Below are 15,534 nucleotides of genomic sequence, written 5' to 3'. Positions count from 1 at the left end.
ATTTTTTAGATATTATAATGGCATATTTAAATTCGGAGGAGATATCATGATGAAGAATGTTGCTTTTTTGAGTGCGACAGTAGCAATGTTGATTTTAAGCGGATGTAGCTCTAAAGAGCCTGCTATCGATGCGACGGCAAACGCAAACGGTTCATCCGTAGGTACAAACGCAAATGCAAACGGTAGTACAACCGGAACTGACAGCAATGCGGTTATTGCTCCGGTGACGAATGCGAATGCAAACGACGCATCTGCAACAAACGGCACAAACGGTTCGGACGGGCAATTGGTAAGTATCCTGTTTGACTACGATAAATTTAATATTCGTGAAGATATGCAAGAACCTATGAGCAAAAACAGTGCATTGGTCAAAGACAAAGCGGTGAAACTTGAAGGAAACTGCGATGAATTCGGAAGCGATGAATACAACTATGCTCTTGGGTTGAAACGTGCAAATGCAGTTAAAACGGCATTGGTTAACAGCGGTGCCAACCCGGATTCGATCACTATGGTCAGTTTCGGGGAAGGAAACCCTGTATGCTTGGAAAAAACACAAGAGTGCTGGGCTAAAAACCGCCGCGTTGATTTCAAACTTCCGTAAATGCGCTCACTAATCGCATTTTCATTCCTCCTGTGCGTGGTCGCATCCGCTTCTGAACCTTCGGTGTTCGGAGCGGGTGATCTGAATCATCCAAATCCTTACGGTTTAACTAATGAAGAGAAGCTGATTCTCGAAAATAAGAAAGAGATCCAGGCCGTACTTCAAAAAAACAACACGCAAAACGCGAAAGTCGAAACGGTTACCGAACGCTTGGACGGGTTGCAGACGATTGTCGAAGGACTTGCACAAGCAAGTAATGAGAATAAAATCGCATTGCAAAAACTGACACAAAGCAGTGCCGATGACAATACGACGACGAGTATCGACGAGATTAAAAAATCAGTTGATGCCAATACGGCGAATATCGCCCAGTTTAAAGGGTTGTTAGAAGAACTCACTCAGGTTGTTGATGAAATCAACGGTAACTATGTCACAAAAGAACAATTTTCGGCTTTGATCAAAGAGCTCAAAGTGAAAGTACCGGCTTCAAGTACGGTCGATCCGGCAAAAATGGATAAAGCCGATTTAGAAAAAGCAGCTAATAAATTGTTTTCTCAAAAAAAATATGCAGATGCACAAAGCTATTTCGAGCAAATGGTTCAACGAAAATATAAGGTTCCGGAAGCGTATTTTATGATCGGCGAAACCCAGTTTGAACGCAAGGCGTATAAAGAAGCGGTGTATTATTATAAAGAGAGCGCTTCACGTAATGAAAAAGCGGGATATATGCCTACTTTATTACTTCATTCGGGAATCTCAATGGAAAAAACAGGGGATACTGCTACTGCAAAAGCATTTTTTCAGGCAACTATTTCTAAGTTTGGCAGCAGCGGAGCGGCGAAAGAGGCTCAGGAACATTTAGCTAAGCTGAAATAATCGGCTATCGTTCTAAGTGTACGTTTTCAGCGTCCCCATAGGTAAATGTGATACAATCGCAAAATCTTAAAAGAAGGCTCATCAAATGGCAATTGAAAATAATCAAGTCGTATCAATCGTATACGAAGTGCGTGACGGCGGAACAGTCGTCGACAGTAATGTAGGTGGACATCCGTTAACGTTTATGTTCGGTAAAGGACAAATTATTCCAGGACTTGAAGCCGGAATCGCACACATGAACATGGGTGACAAAGGCGATGTTTTGGTAAAAGCGGCCGACGCGTACGGTGATTACAACGAAGAAGCTCAACAAGAACTTCCTCGTGAACAATTTGCCGGTATCGATTTGAATGTCGGGATGACTCTTTACGGACAAGGTGAAGACGGCGGTACGGTACAAGTAACCGTTAAAGAGGTTAAAGATGATGCCGTTGTTATCGACTTCAACCACCCACTTGCCGGAAAAGATTTGATGTTCAGTGTAACGATCGCAAATATCCGTGACGCGTCTGCTGAAGAAGCTATGACGGGTATCCCGGCAGAAAACAAAGTGGATGATAGCGGATGTTGTGGAAGCGGCGGTAATCACGGCTGTGGATGTCACTAATTTTCTAACGGCTTCAAACGCTTCGATCGAAGCGTTTAAAACGGCAAATTTACTCAAAGGTTTAGGGGTAAATGCCATCATTTTAGGAGAACGCGGGACCGGGAAGTTGACTCTGGCCCGTTATATCCTCCCCCATGCACCTATTATCGATGCGGGTCATTTCGATGAACTTTTGGATGCTATAGAATCAAATAGCGACGTTATTATTCATCGTCTGGACAATGTTGCCAATCTGAAGCGTCTAATCGAAACGATTCAAAAAACCCGTACCCGCGTCATCGCAACCGGCGGCGGGCGCTATTCGCAAGACCAACTGGATGAGATTTTTACGATTCGACTCGCATTGCCGCCACTGAGTGAACGGAGCGAAGATGTAAATGTCTTGATCGATGCTTTTGTAAAAGAGGCGCGTCAAACACTCGGAAAATCTGAGCCATTTGATCTAGAAGGGTTTATACCCGATCTAAGCGAAAATGCAATTTCACTTCGTCGGCAGGTCTATCTGCATTATTTGTTTGACAGTATCAATGAAAACGATTTAATGGGGATCATGGAACACTATCTGGTCGAGAGATTAGGCAGCAATAACGACTACCGCGAATTCCTTCATCTGTATGAAGTTCCTCTTATCCGTGCAGGGATTAAACGGTTTAAATCCCAATTGCAATTGGCTGAACGGCTGGGATTGAACCGGAACACATTACGCAAAAAAATTGCGGATCATGCGGATTATCAATTAGAAACCAAGGAGAATTAATGTCAAAAAGAGTTGCGATGATTTTCCCCGGACAGGGGAGTCAAAGTATCGGTATGGGAAAATCATTTTACGATAACAGTCCTCTGGGACGTGAAATGTTTGAAAAAGCGGGTGAACGTATCGGAGTCGATTTCGCGAAACTTTTGTTTGAACAAAATGAGCAACTCGATCAAACGGCGTATACACAACCAGCAATTTTACTCGTATCGATGATCGCTTATCGCCTGTTTCAAGAAGCCAATCCGTGTGAAGCGGTGATGTTTCTCGGGCACTCTTTAGGTGAATTCAGCGCTTTATGCGCATCCGGTGCAATCGATTATGTTGATGCGGTTGAGCTTGTCCATAAACGCGGTATGCTGATGCAAAAAGCATGTGAAGATATCAATGCCGGGATGATGGCGGTTTTAGGATTGGATGACGCAGTTGTCGAAGAGTTGTGCAGCAAGGCTAACGGCGAAGGTAAACGTGTCTGGCCGGCAAACTATAATCAAGCCGGGCAATTGGTTGTCGCAGGAATCAAAGAAGACCTTCAAAGTATGGAGAGCGTTTTTAAAGAAGCCGGTGCAAAACGGGCACTTCTGTTGAATATGTCGATTGCGAGCCACTGTCCGCTTCTTTCCAGTGCTATGGAGCCGTTAGGAGAAGCGATGGAGGCAATGGTCAATGATACCTTCAGCGCGCCGATCGTTTCCAACGTAACGACAGAAAAATATGCGACAAAAGCAGAGGCTTTGAAACTTCTCAAAGTACAATTGATCCAGCCGGTGAAATACAAACAATCGATTGAAGCGATCACCTCTGAAATCGATTTGATGATTGAATTCGGTAACGGAGCCGTTCTGAAAGGGCTTAATAAACGCAATGCCCCAGATACTGAGACATTGGGGATTTCCGATATGGAATCTCTGGCAAAGGTTTGTGAAGTATTAGCATGAAAATTGCTTTAATCCAGTCCGCACCGAAACTGAACCGTTCTAATCTGGTAGAAGTCTCTACAATGATTGACCAGTACTCAGACGCGGACGTCATAGTCTTTCCCGAACTCGCATTAAGCGGGTATTTACTGCAAGACAAACTCTTTGAAGACGCATGGCGGGTAGAAGAACTGGAAACTCTGGCCCATCAGAGCCGTCAATGCGACATCGTTATCGGTGCCGCGTTGTGGGATGACGGCAAGGTTTATAACAGCGCTTTGTACTTTTCCAAAGGAGAATTGCTCCACATCCATCATAAAAACCATTTGCCGACCTACGGAATGTTTGAAGAAGGGCGATATTTCGCCGCAGGAAATGAGATTCGTGCGTTTGAGACTCCAAACGGGACAGCTGTCATGGTAGTGTGCGAGGATTTATGGCGGGCTGAAACGATTGCCGCCATTGCCGAATCGGATGCCGAGATCGTTTATGTATTGGCATCGTCGCCGGCTCGTGATTTCCAAGAGGAGGGGATCGGGATCGAAGCGCAGTGGGATGCCCTTTTGAAAGCGGCTGCACTTTTGAGTCATAATTATGTCATTTTCGTCAATCGGGTCGGATTTGAAGACGGCTTAGGCTTTTGGGGCGGTAGCCGTGTCGTCACTCCGATGGGAAGTATCGAATACAAAATGGGGCTTTTCGAGGCTGAAGGACTTAGCGTAGAGTTAAATCATCACCTGCAAAAACTCGGGCGCTACATTGCAAAAATTTTTTAAACAAGGGTACATATGAAATTAGCACTGATGGGTGCGATGCGTGAAGAGATCGATCCGATTCTTGAAGCTGTAAACGAATATACGACGAGCGAATATGCCGGTAATACTTTTTATGAGTGTCAGTATGGCGGTCATGAATTGGTGATCGCCTATTCTAAAATCGGTAAAGTATTTTCGGCGATTACCGCATCGGTCATGATTGAACGCTACAAAGCGCAAAAACTTTTGTTCAGCGGCGTTGCAGGTGGAATCAGCAAAGATTTGAAAATCGGCGATCTGGTAATGGCGAGCGCTTTGTGTCAACACGATGTCGATATCACTGCTTTCGGACATCCGTACGGATTTATTCCTGAGGGAAGCGTCATGATCGAAGCCGATAGCGATCTACGCTCTCTTGCCGCAGAGGTTGCAGTTGATATGGGGATTGAACTGTATGAAGGCATCATTGCTACCGGCGATCAGTTCGTAGCCAGTGCCGAGCGTAAAGAGTGGATCGAAAAAACATTCAATGCGGATGCTCTGGAGATGGAAGGGGCAAGTGTCGCATGTGTATGCCAGAACTTCAATGTTCCGTTTTTTGTGTTGCGGGCGATCAGCGATGCGGCTGACGGTGAAGCGGGAATGGACTTTGACACGTTCCTCAAAAGCTCGGCTTCCGTCAGTGCCAAATTTATTTTAGAGATGGTAGCACGCATTGGGCATTAAACTGAGTAAAAAAATTATGCGTCAAATCGGGCGCACGAATGCAACGTTCGGTTTGATTGAAGAGGGGGATAAAATCCTCGTCGGTCTCAGCGGCGGGAAAGACTCTCTAACAATGGTTCACGCGTTGATGGAGCAGCAACGCCGAGCTCCTTTTAAATTTGAAATTCTTGCCGTAACAGTCACGTACGGTATGGGGGAAGATTTGAGCATTTTGGCAGAGCACTGTGTCCAACATGCGATTCCCCATAAAATTTATGAGACCAATACCTATGAAATCGCAGGGGAGAAGATTCGCCAAAATTCTTCGTTTTGCAGTTTCTTCTCCCGCATGCGACGAGGTGCTCTCTACAGTGCCGCAAAAGAGTTCGGGTGCAACAAGGTCGCACTTGGGCATCATCTGGACGATGCGGCAGAGAGTTTCTTTATGAACTTTATTTATAACGGTCATATGCGGGCTCTGGCTCCAAAATACAAAGCAGGGAACGGACTGATCGTTATACGCCCTCTGATCCAGTTACGGGAACGTCAACTGGCTGCATGTGCGTTGGAAAATGAGATGCCTACTATCGGAGATGAAGCATGCCCGTCAATGCGTTTTGACGTTAAAATGCCTCATGCCCGCGCCTCTATGAAAGCGATGCTTCATGATATGGAAGAGAAATACCCCGATTTGTTCGTATCGATCAACTCGGCATTCGGCCATATAAGCGACGATACTTTTTTCGATCCGAAGCGGTTTATCGTCTAAGCTCTTCGTATTCGTTCCGTTTTCGTGTTAAAAATTCGATGAGCCTGTCCTGATAGATTTTAGAATCGTGCTCATGAGTGCATTCTTGCAGCCGACGAAGGTGCTCGGGTTCGATTTTAAGTGCATAACGTGGTACGAGACGCAGCTCTTTGATAATATCGATCAGAAGCGTTTCATCGCTCATTGTTTTTTTATTTTGGATAGCGACTAAATACTCTTTTACCGTTAGGAGCAAAGCTTCTGCCCGATCCGCTTCATGATAAATCTCTCTGACAATCTCTTCCAGTGTTGATTGGTAGTGATTTAACGGCTCATTGGCTCCGGCGATGACAACCGTATAAATTTTGGCGCGAAACTCAAGTGAGGTATGGTGGTAAACGAAAATCGCCCGAAATGCGCCAAAAAAGTAGTTTTTGATTTTCTTTAACATCCATCCTCCCTTTTTTGATCTAAATTATACCGTAATAACGCCATGGCCTTATGATCGGCACGGCTGAGAGAGAGCTCTTTTATTTCATCGAGGCTAAACCACTCGAATCGTTCGTCTTCAAACGGTTCGTCTGATAAATAAACCGTTCCGGCCAATGTAAAATGAGAATAGTGTTGAGTGATGTCCCCTAAAAAATGATCCGTTGATCCTATCGGCAGATTGACTGTTTCGGAAAAGCCCCATAATCCGTGCAGAAAACGACTGCTCCGCTGCATCAGGGCGTAACGGTTATCCCGCCGATAGATGCGAATAACAGAAGTTCGAATCGGTTTGGATCGGGTCGTTTTCTTTTCAGGATAGGCATCGGGAGACCCTTTGCCAAGACATGCCGGCTTAAACGGGCAAACGTCGCACAGAGGTTTTTTGGCAAGACATACCGTTGCACCCACATCCATCATCGCCTGATTGTATTCAAAGGGATGGTTTGGATCGAAAAGCTGATAGGCATAGGTCCATAATTGTTTTTCATCCCTTTTAGAGAGAGCAAAAAAACGGTGGAGAATTCTTTTGACATTGGCATCCAGAATCGGAAGGGGCTCATTGTAGGCAAATGAGGCTATAGCATGGGCAGTTGAACGGCCGATGCCCGGCAGAGAGATCATGTCGTGGGCTGTTCGGGGGAAGGTTCCTCTGCATTCTCGTGCGGCGGTATGAAGATTGCGCGCACGGGTGTAGTAGCCTAATCCTTCCCATTTTTTTAGGACATCATCGAGGCTCGCACAGGCTAAATCCTCCATTGTAGGGAACGCTTCAAGGAAGGGAAAATAGAACCGTTCAAGGACAGTTTTTACTTGAGTCTGTTGGAGCATTATTTCGCTCACATATACCTTATATGGGTCGTTTGTAAGTCTCCAAGGTAGCTCGTGACGGCCGTTTTTCTCATACCAGTCTAAAAGTGATTTATGGACTTCTTTATACATATGATATTGTATCCAAATCACTATTTTTATAAAATGCTACTGGTGGTAAAAAAAATGCCATAAAGGCACAAAAAAGCTAAGAAAGCTAAAAAATGGTGGTAAAAATATGACATTGGTGGTAAAATAGTAGGCAAAAAATAAAGGCAAATTATGAGTAAATTCGTCTCTATCGGTGGAAAATTTGCAGGTGTCGAAAAATACGAAAAAAAGAACAAGGTTATTTCTTATTACATCAAGTATAAAGACCTTAATAATAAAACCGTTAGAGAGAAAGTGGGTGATTCTCCTGAAATGACGCAAACCAAAGCAAGGGATCTGCTCCGTAAAAAACAATCAGAACTCAATGAACAAAGAGCCCATCTCAAAAAAGGATCCACCAGTTCTTTTTTTATTCCAAAAGCTACTCGACAGAATACCGTTAGACTCACTTTAAATGATATTGCTAGAGTGTATATGGAAAAAAAGAAAGACACCAAAGACTATTTTAATATCAAGAGCAAATACAACACTCACATTAAAGATCATGCAATCGCTTCCAAACCTATTGCTCTCATTACAAAAGAAGACATCAAGCAATTTCTTGAAGAAAAACAAAATACGTACGTTAGAAAAAATGGCATGCAACGAAAACGCAAACAGCGTCCTACAAGAGATAAAAGCGGTATTGTGGAATATATCGAGTCGGAAGAAGAGAATCAGGCAAGGCAGTATAAATTAACGAGTTCGACCGTTAATGCTATCTACGGGATGATTATAACCATAGTCAATTATGCTCTAAAAGAAGAAATATACATGGGGCGAAATCCTTTTCATGGCGGATTCCGATTAAAGAACAACAATATAAAGCTGAAATATCTCTCCAATGACGAGACAGTTGCCTTCCTAAGACAATTAAAAGAGCAAAGTGAATCGTTTGAGCTAATGGATAGGTACGTATATCTTATCGGATTATTAGCGATTACAACAGCGGCGCGTAGAAAAACCATTTTATCGATTAGGGCAGGGGATATCGATTTTGATAATGGGATAATCAAGCTCTGTAATTTTAAAATTGATGATAACTGGTATTCTTCCTCTATTGCATCCGATGAAATTAAAGAGCTCTTGAAAAAGTTTTCTTACGGCAAAAAACCTGATGATTATATTTTTACATCGAGTAGAAAACCGAATGAAAAAATTTATCGATATCCCCGTGTAATGAATAAGATACTTGAATTGACGGTCAACATACATCGTAAAAAAGATGACCGTATGACGCTTAGAGATCTTCGAAACTCATTAGCTTCAAATTTAGCGATTGCAGGGGTTCCATTGTCTCATATTGGTAAGGTGCTTGATCATAAATCAATTACATCGACACAGCGATATGCACAGTTGATGCCTGACGTTGCCACGGTTGCGATTAAGGATTATGTCAAGGGGATTAAAATAGATTGATGGAAAAAAAGGGGAGAAGAAGGAGGAAGGGAGATTATGCGACTTGAGATTGAACAAAACTCAAATAATCTGCCACATCTTGGAGTGAAAAAGCGTATTTTGCCCGTTGACTATTTCCCAAACGGTGATAACGAATTGGAAGTTGGTTTGCCGCTACCAATTTATCAAGATACGAAATAGAAATTGACAATTCCCGACTCACTTCTTCCCGAGTGAGGGTCAATTTGTTGTATTTTTCGAGTAATGTTTTGCGAACGAATTCATTCATTGGTCATCCTTTTCAATTTTGATAATGAGATTATTTCATTCTACAAAAGTCAATTTACCTACAATAAACACCTCGATCATATCTTGATCACTAGACTGAAGTAAAGCACTCGAATCATTGTTTGGATAGGTTGCTTCATAACGATACATCTCATCTAATTCGTCTTCATCTTCGATTAGATATAGCCATTTCTTTGAACTAAATTTGTCGACAACATAGATACTGATACCTACCCAAAATGTCCAATACCGCCAAAAATCAATTCTAAAAACATCCTCAGGATTTTGTAGTGTATGCTCAAATCCTTCATTGAAAAAATCCAAAGAACCATCTATTTCTTCATGGATATCAACTTCGATACATTGCAGATGCACGGGCATGTCTTTTTTCGATGTATATACCTCTAAAATATCAATCAAATCAGGTAAATTCTTTTCTTGTTTAATAGAGTTGATTTGATCCAAAATCAATTGGTGTTGTTCATCAAACCCGCCGTCAGATAGGGATTTAAATTTGTAGTTATCAAAATATCTCATTGTATGTCCTTTGTCAAATGATTTTTTTCTTGAAAATATAGAGATTGTTCAACCTTATGAAGGCATGAACAACCGTTACAGCATTTTGTAAATTGTGAATTTATCTTTATCAAGTAGATTCGTACTGGTTGCAAGGGGATTTCCTTCCATGTCGTAGAATTTTTGGATTCCAAACAACGAATCAATACACACAACTTTCTCACCGATATCTTCTTGCAATGAAGCAATAGATAAAACGATTTGACTCAACAGGTTCACATACCCCTGAAGGTCTGTATTGATAAACTCAAAAACCTCCATGGGAGAATAGTTTTGACGGATTTTTTTTGAAATAATTTCAAAATGTTTCGCACTAATCATCTCCATATCTTCATAGATACTCATTGAAACATCGAACAGAACACCTTCGTCACCCGTATAGGAAAGGTGGATTACACCATCCTCATTGATATGGATACCCTTAAACTCGATTAGATTAGATAAATTTTTCATTTTTTGTCCTTTTAATTTTTAATATTCGCCCGTCAATCAAGACCCCTAACCCATTAAAACCCGTCTAAACCGACCACTCATACCATCAAGGGTCGGTTTCGGGGTTCCAAAGGGGTTTAACACACTCATAAACAGTTAAATTCCTCGTAATTGTTGGGTGTGTATCAACTATTACGATACCGACTTTAAAAATGGGATGACCACTTTTGAATGTCGAAAATGGATGTTATTGTTGATAACTCCTGATAAACTCACCGAAACCATAGGGATAACGGGAACGACTGGAAACACTGGAGCCATTGGAACAATTTGAACCGTTGGTTCAATAATTGTTTCCACTTCTACGGATGGTTGTGTTACAACCGTGGAAACCTCGGTTGTTGGTTCTTCAACGGTTGTTTCGTTGTTCCAAGTTGAAAAATACATCACTTCAACACATCGAGCTTTCGGTTTATTGGCAACCGATTTAGAGTTGTTGATCGCTTTGTTGATTTCCATCATCCCAATCTCTTTGTTTTCAGCAAACATACGGGTTTGAACGTTGTTTCGGTAGTTGTGGTAAATAAATTGACCACTCAGCCCTTTAACCATGTTGATACATTCTTCGTGAGGGAAGTCCGCTACACCGTAATCCACTTTGGTAGATTCAAGAACATTGGCATCTTGTTTCAAATACGGAGGGTCGATAACCATAAGGGTATTTTTACCATCGTATTTTTTCATCACTTTTTTGTAGTCTTTGTTTTCCACAATGACGTTGAAGTGGTCTAGGAAAAATCCGAACATTTCGATTTTCTCAATTACTTTGTCGTATTTTTTGAATTTTTTGATGTCACTGGAGATACTGACTTTACTGATACCCTTTTTCATTTTATAGTTTCCCCCGAACGTTGTGTTCATAAGGATTAGAAACAATGCCGCGCGACGGATGTTCATATACCCTTTACGTTCAAGTTCGTTCAACTCTTCGACCAACCAACGGTGGAATTCTTGGAATTCTTGAAGTGTCGGATTCGCGCTCAACCATTTTGCTTGTTCCGCAATGATTTTTTTAACTTCCTTTTTCAACAATTCACGACTTTTTGGATTAACAAGCTTGTTCAAAAGATTTGTAATCGAAGGGTTCAAGTCGTTAAATACGACAGTCAATTTTTTACCAGTTTTCTTCATGTACTCGATGAAAAAAGGAGCTATATTCAAAAAATCACTTCCAGAACCAGTAAACGCAATCACGATAGTTTTAATGACTTCTAAATTGATACGATTGATTAGAATCAACTGCACCCATCTCCAGAACAATCGTTTGTTCCCCACGTATTCGAATAGAACCTGAACTAGGGTTTTTTTACCCTTACCGTTATGTTTGTTGTAATAATGAGTAGCATTGACCAGCGCCAACGATTTGACCAACTCTTTTACATTCTCGATGGAGTCCATTACATTGGCTTCAATACCATTAACAACAGACTCAACCTTTCCTTTCAGGTATTTCCCACCCTGAATGATTTTTTCGACCAGTTTTTTCATTTTTCGTCCTTTAAATTTTGATTTCAGGACGAAAAATAAACTCTCAAAAGAGCTTATTTACCTACAAAGAAAAAACATGCTAAAATGGGGAGTTTGATTTAAAAAGATGTAAAGTTTGAAATCTCTTTTTTGTGTATTAGGGGGTCGTATGGCGGCACGAAAAAAAGTTCGCACCTATGAAGATGTCTTGATAGAAGCGGTTTTATTAACGATTGAAGAGCTGAAAAAAACCAATAAATACTATAAAAACTCCGACGCTTTATTGATGAGCTATGACGAGATTGGAGATATGGTCAAAAGCATCAGTGATGATGCAAAGTACCATTCTCTAATTAGAAGAAATTTCGAAATATTGAAAAAACGCTATCTCGATAACGATGAATATGACGGTTCGGGAGAAATAATGGCTGAAACTCCTTCTACACCAAAAGACAATGGAGAGGAGATAAATTTTGGCTTCTGAAGAAAAAGAAATGCACACCGTGCATGATTGGTCAAAAATCAAAAAGGGTGAGGATCTTTTTGCACTCTATGGAAGTATCGGGCAATTGAATTTATGCCAGCGGTTTTTTTCTAAAGAGGTTAATAAGACCCTTGAAGCCAGTGTCGTTGTCTTGCAATATATGATTGAAAATTACTTGAAACAAGAGTTTGACCGAAGTTCTCTTGCCAAGGTAAATCTTGACGCTTTTATAAGTATCGATGAGGAATCGAACGATATGAAAGATTCTGATACGATCAAGACAAAGAAAAAAAAGGTCGGTCAGCCCTCTCGTAAAGAAGTGTTATTGCGAGATGCTCTAAAAATATTGCGGTGCCACAGACTGGTTCATTTTGAAAAGGGTAAATACAAGCTCAATAGGGAACTTTGGAACAAAGGGGTAGTGTACGGCATTAAAGACACCGAATTGCTCTCTGAATTGGCACCCGCACTTGTTCGACATATCCGTTATGAAGTGAGAAAAACGCCTAACCATTTTTTTGAAACGACGAGCAAAGTTATTGGGTTCGCTCTCAAGGATTCGGCTGAATTTAACAACGAATACGAGCAAACCTATCATGTGTTTTGGCAAATGGAAAAAGAGGGGATGGTGTGGTTGGATATCGATGAAGATACCCCCGAAGAGGTCATCCCTGTTGGAATTACCATCGATGAGAATAACGAAAAAGTCTTTCAATACAAATACGAAGACAGCGACGATATTTTCACGGCTACCTTAGATAAAATCATCATTCCAGAAGAAGGTATCGAATGAAAAAAAGAGCACTTTTTGCGGTGAATATGCTGATTTACGATTACTTCAATGGGTTTGATGTATTTCAGAAGATGACAATTATTCTCGTCTCGATTGAAGCAAATAAGGATGATTTTACAGAGAGATACGGTATCGAAGCCCAAAGGCTCTTTTTGAGCGATACTTCCGCCAACCCCTCCGCCAATTACTTTTTGGTGGATGCGGAAGATGAAGCTAACCGTCTTTTAAAAGTCGTTCAGGAGAATTTGCAGTACATTAAAATCCTCCCCAAATGCGATGGGGAATGGTTGAGCGAAGAGCTGAACAAACGTATCGAGATTTATCGTAAAAACGCCCAACTCTCATAATGACGGCGAGTAATCCTCCTCCCGTCTTTTATGAACTTCTTTCAGCTTTTCAAACACCACGATGAAGTCCTCCAGCGATTGTGCCTGTTCCAGACTCGGTTTGAAGGTCGGATATTGAGCGTAGATGCTCTTTTTGACCGTTCTAAAGAGCGTTTTGGTTTTCAGGCTATCCAAGACCGAGCTTTCGGAGAAATTCGTGATTTTCATGATTCCCCGAAGCAGGTGGGCAAACGCCCCTTCCTTTTTGGGTTTTTTGATGTGGATGGTTTTGTTCATCACGTCGATGGAATCGGGTTGCGCTCCTCCTCTGGTGATTTGAACGTCGTATTTTTTCTCCATTCCCTTTGTCAAAGTCTCGAAACCTTTGCCCCCAGCGGTTGCGTCCAGTTTCAGGATGTCCTCGATCATCTGCTGTTTTCTGGACTGTTTTTGTTTTTTGTTCTGAACAAGCATCACTTTTTTCACCCTCAATTTTGAGATGTGCTGTTGGATTTGCTCGATTCGTTTTAGAAACACCTCGTAGTGCGATTCGTACAGTTTCCCGACCCCTTCGTATTGCGCCAGTTTCTCGTTCAGTTTTTTTCTGTCCATCGACGCGATTGCGGCAACGCTCAAGCGGTCTCGTTGAAGATTTCGGATGATGTCGCCCATCTCGAACAATCTCGCTTTGAATTCGCGTTGTCGTTCCCGTAGCGTCGCTTCTTGTCTTTCTTTCTTGTCGGTTTTCAACCAATGCCAGTATGATTTATTCTGGGCTACCTGATATAAAAATTGAGCCGTGTCGATTTCCCCGTTCTTCAATTGGTCGGATTTGATTTTTCGGAACCATTGATGCTGACCCTCTGCCCAATAGCTAAAACCCATCAAGTCTTTTTGATAATAGCGTTTCAATGCGATGTATTCGTCGTTAAACAATCTCTCGGTGTCGCTCATGCTGCTCTGTTCGTCTTTAATCAAGCGATCAAGGAACTTGATTTCGTCGCGCCGTCCTTTGACCTCTTTTTGCAGGGAGCCGATTTCGGTTTTTAGGTCATCCTTTTTGCTTAGGATGTTGTGTCTTTCGTGTTTGCTCATCGAGATCAGGTCGTTTTTCACGGTGTGGCTCACCCCAAAAGCGGTAAATACTTTGGACAGCTCACCGTTTAGGGATTTAATCGCGGCGTCGTTCTCTATAAATTCAGGGGAGTTTTTTAGATTTTCAAGGGCGTTTCTCTTTTGGGTTCGGGATATCGATTCGCGTCTGAACGATTCCATCTCCTCTTTGTTTTTGACTCCCAAGATGGTTCTCATATCGCCATCGATGTTGTTGGACAGATGGTTTGCCAGAGACTCCCTCAAACTCACCAAATCGGCTTGCCCTCTGATTCTGTATTTCTCCGAAACGGCAAGGTGAAGATGAAACCCCTCTTTGATGTTCTGAAAGCCGTTGGAGTATTCCTTATCACTTTTGTCGGAGTTGTATTCCAATGCGCCGATGAATCCGTACTTCTCAAACGTGTTTTTGCTCCATTGGATGCTCTCCTCCTCCATAATCTTTTTTTGCTCAGGGGTTAGTTTCTCATAGGACTCTGGTGATAATGGGGAAATGATGTAGTGATGAACGCCGCCATCGCCTAATTTCTTATCGCTTTCGAACACGTTGTGCTGTTTTTGGACGTAGGTAATAAGAGCGGTCTTTTGTTTCCCATCGTAGATTTTTTGGGTGTCTTTGAAGACGGTGTTCAACTGTTTCAGGTTCTTCGACTCGGAGTATCTCATGCGAACACCTCCTTGTTCTCGAACACGATGCGAAAGATGGTTTTTAATTTCTCTATTGCCGCTTCTTTTGTCTTAATTTCCAAAAACTGGTCGGGATTGATTTCTTTCAGGATCTGGTTCCAAAAGCTTTTAAATTGTCCCCGTTTCACTTCTCTGCGCTCCATCAGGATGTTTCGCTTGATAGGGTCGATATGAATGCCTGCGTCCATCGCTTCTTTGATGCTTGGGAACGTTTGCTCGCTGGTCAATAGCACCAAGACAAGATTCTCAATATCGCGGGCGATATGGTGGGATAATCGGTTATCCTTCTTGATTAGTTTGTCGTATAATAACTGGTTCAAATAATCGTGCTTGGTGATGTTTTGGTTTCTGCTTTGTTCTTCTATCAGTTCCAATAACTCCGATTGGATATTGAAGCGGGTCAATAATCGTTTTTTGCTCATCTAAAATCCTTTAACTCATATACAACTATTATAAAAAATAATGAAATGGACACAAGAAATCGATGTTGTTTGCCTA

Annotated in this window: 20 protein-coding genes; 12 read left to right on the top strand and 8 right to left on the bottom strand. The window is 41.9% G+C overall.

The window, feature by feature from the left end; all coding sequences use genetic code 11:
* Positions 1-49: 49 nt before the first annotated feature.
* The 8 genes from Q0389_RS03205 to Q0389_RS03170 all read left to right on the top strand — a co-directional run bounded on the left by Q0389_RS03205 (position 50) and on the right by Q0389_RS03170 (position 5,984).
* Positions 50-601 carry an OmpA family protein gene (locus Q0389_RS03205; RefSeq protein WP_298691647.1) on the top strand — a complete coding sequence of 184 codons (552 nt, stop codon included), beginning with the start codon at positions 50-52 and terminating at the stop codon, positions 599-601.
* Positions 602-1,477, top strand: coding sequence for a tetratricopeptide repeat protein (locus tag Q0389_RS03200; protein WP_298691548.1), 876 nt, complete (start codon positions 602-604; stop codon positions 1,475-1,477).
* Positions 1,478-1,562: 85 nt separating this feature from the next.
* Positions 1,563-2,084: a peptidylprolyl isomerase gene (locus Q0389_RS03195; RefSeq protein ID WP_298691546.1), complete on the top strand. Its 522-nt coding sequence runs from the start codon at positions 1,563-1,565 to the stop codon at positions 2,082-2,084.
* Complete coding sequence (locus Q0389_RS03190) at positions 2,032-2,841, top strand: helix-turn-helix domain-containing protein (RefSeq protein WP_298691544.1); 810 nt, start codon at positions 2,032-2,034, stop codon at positions 2,839-2,841. Before Q0389_RS03195 ends, Q0389_RS03190 begins: the two co-directional genes overlap by 53 nt.
* A complete protein-coding gene (fabD, locus tag Q0389_RS03185) occupies positions 2,841-3,776 on the top strand; it encodes an ACP S-malonyltransferase (RefSeq protein WP_298691542.1) in 936 nt (311 codons plus the stop codon). The genes Q0389_RS03190 and fabD overlap by 1 nt, the downstream gene beginning before the upstream one ends.
* Positions 3,773-4,531, top strand: a complete 759-nt coding sequence (locus Q0389_RS03180; protein ID WP_298691540.1) for a nitrilase-related carbon-nitrogen hydrolase — start codon at positions 3,773-3,775, stop codon at positions 4,529-4,531. The genes fabD and Q0389_RS03180 overlap by 4 nt, the downstream gene beginning before the upstream one ends.
* A gap of 12 nt (positions 4,532-4,543) precedes the next feature.
* Positions 4,544-5,236, top strand: coding sequence for a 5'-methylthioadenosine/adenosylhomocysteine nucleosidase (locus Q0389_RS03175; RefSeq protein ID WP_298691538.1), 693 nt, complete (start codon positions 4,544-4,546; stop codon positions 5,234-5,236).
* 16 nt (positions 5,237-5,252) lie between these two features.
* Entirely contained in the window at positions 5,253-5,984 is a 732-nt protein-coding gene (locus tag Q0389_RS03170; RefSeq protein WP_298691535.1) for an ATP-binding protein, read from the top strand.
* Here Q0389_RS03170 and Q0389_RS03165 read toward each other — a convergent pair.
* Positions 5,974-6,414, bottom strand: a complete 441-nt coding sequence (locus Q0389_RS03165) for a hypothetical protein (protein WP_298691533.1) — start codon at positions 6,412-6,414, stop codon at positions 5,974-5,976. The genes Q0389_RS03170 and Q0389_RS03165 overlap by 11 nt on opposite strands.
* Entirely contained in the window at positions 6,408-7,394 is a 987-nt protein-coding gene (gene mutY, locus Q0389_RS03160; RefSeq protein ID WP_298691532.1) for an A/G-specific adenine glycosylase, read from the bottom strand. Before mutY ends, Q0389_RS03165 begins: the two co-directional genes overlap by 7 nt.
* 150 nt (positions 7,395-7,544) lie before the next feature.
* Between mutY and Q0389_RS03155 the strand changes: the two genes are divergently transcribed.
* Positions 7,545-8,831 carry a tyrosine-type recombinase/integrase gene (locus Q0389_RS03155; protein ID WP_298691530.1) on the top strand — a complete coding sequence of 429 codons (1,287 nt, stop codon included), beginning with the start codon at positions 7,545-7,547 and terminating at the stop codon, positions 8,829-8,831.
* 34 nt (positions 8,832-8,865) lie between these two features.
* On the opposite strand, the gene Q0389_RS03150 is transcribed toward Q0389_RS03155, so the two are convergent.
* The 4 genes from Q0389_RS03150 to Q0389_RS03135 all read right to left on the bottom strand — a co-directional run bounded on the left by Q0389_RS03150 (position 8,866) and on the right by Q0389_RS03135 (position 11,654).
* Positions 8,866-9,099: a pyocin activator PrtN family protein gene (locus Q0389_RS03150; protein WP_298691528.1), complete on the bottom strand. Its 234-nt coding sequence runs from the start codon at positions 9,097-9,099 to the stop codon at positions 8,866-8,868.
* Positions 9,100-9,134: 35 nt separating this feature from the next.
* Positions 9,135-9,635: a hypothetical protein gene (locus Q0389_RS03145; RefSeq protein ID WP_298691526.1), complete on the bottom strand. Its 501-nt coding sequence runs from the start codon at positions 9,633-9,635 to the stop codon at positions 9,135-9,137.
* 75 nt (positions 9,636-9,710) lie between these two features.
* Positions 9,711-10,127 (bottom strand): hypothetical protein, encoded by a 417-nt coding sequence (locus Q0389_RS03140; protein WP_298691524.1) that lies wholly within the window; start codon positions 10,125-10,127, stop codon positions 9,711-9,713.
* 171 nt (positions 10,128-10,298) lie between these two features.
* Positions 10,299-11,654, bottom strand: coding sequence for a DNA adenine methylase (locus Q0389_RS03135; RefSeq protein WP_298691522.1), 1,356 nt, complete (start codon positions 11,652-11,654; stop codon positions 10,299-10,301).
* 148 nt (positions 11,655-11,802) lie between these two features.
* On the opposite strand from Q0389_RS03135, the gene Q0389_RS03130 reads away from it, so the two are divergent.
* The 3 genes from Q0389_RS03130 to Q0389_RS03120 are packed head-to-tail and all read left to right on the top strand — an operon-like array spanning position 11,803 to position 13,257.
* Entirely contained in the window at positions 11,803-12,117 is a 315-nt protein-coding gene (locus Q0389_RS03130) for a hypothetical protein (RefSeq protein ID WP_298691520.1), read from the top strand.
* Positions 12,107-12,910, top strand: a complete 804-nt coding sequence (locus Q0389_RS03125; RefSeq protein ID WP_298691518.1) for a hypothetical protein — start codon at positions 12,107-12,109, stop codon at positions 12,908-12,910. Before Q0389_RS03130 ends, Q0389_RS03125 begins: the two co-directional genes overlap by 11 nt.
* Positions 12,907-13,257 (top strand): hypothetical protein, encoded by a 351-nt coding sequence (locus Q0389_RS03120; RefSeq protein WP_298691516.1) that lies wholly within the window; start codon positions 12,907-12,909, stop codon positions 13,255-13,257. The genes Q0389_RS03125 and Q0389_RS03120 overlap by 4 nt, the downstream gene beginning before the upstream one ends.
* Here Q0389_RS03120 and Q0389_RS03115 read toward each other — a convergent pair.
* Together Q0389_RS03115 and Q0389_RS03110 are read right to left on the bottom strand one after the other, a co-directional pair.
* Positions 13,252-15,015, bottom strand: a complete 1,764-nt coding sequence (locus Q0389_RS03115) for a hypothetical protein (protein ID WP_298691514.1) — start codon at positions 15,013-15,015, stop codon at positions 13,252-13,254. The genes Q0389_RS03120 and Q0389_RS03115 overlap by 6 nt on opposite strands.
* Positions 15,012-15,458 (bottom strand): hypothetical protein, encoded by a 447-nt coding sequence (locus Q0389_RS03110; RefSeq protein WP_298691512.1) that lies wholly within the window; start codon positions 15,456-15,458, stop codon positions 15,012-15,014. The genes Q0389_RS03115 and Q0389_RS03110 overlap by 4 nt, the downstream gene beginning before the upstream one ends.
* Positions 15,459-15,534 lie beyond the last annotated feature (76 nt).

Source organism: uncultured Sulfuricurvum sp., assembly GCF_937936435.1.
Taxonomy (GTDB): domain Bacteria; phylum Campylobacterota; class Campylobacteria; order Campylobacterales; family Sulfurimonadaceae; genus Sulfuricurvum.
Note: the sequence above shows the minus strand (reverse complement) of the source record. Positions and strands in the feature narration are given on the sequence as shown.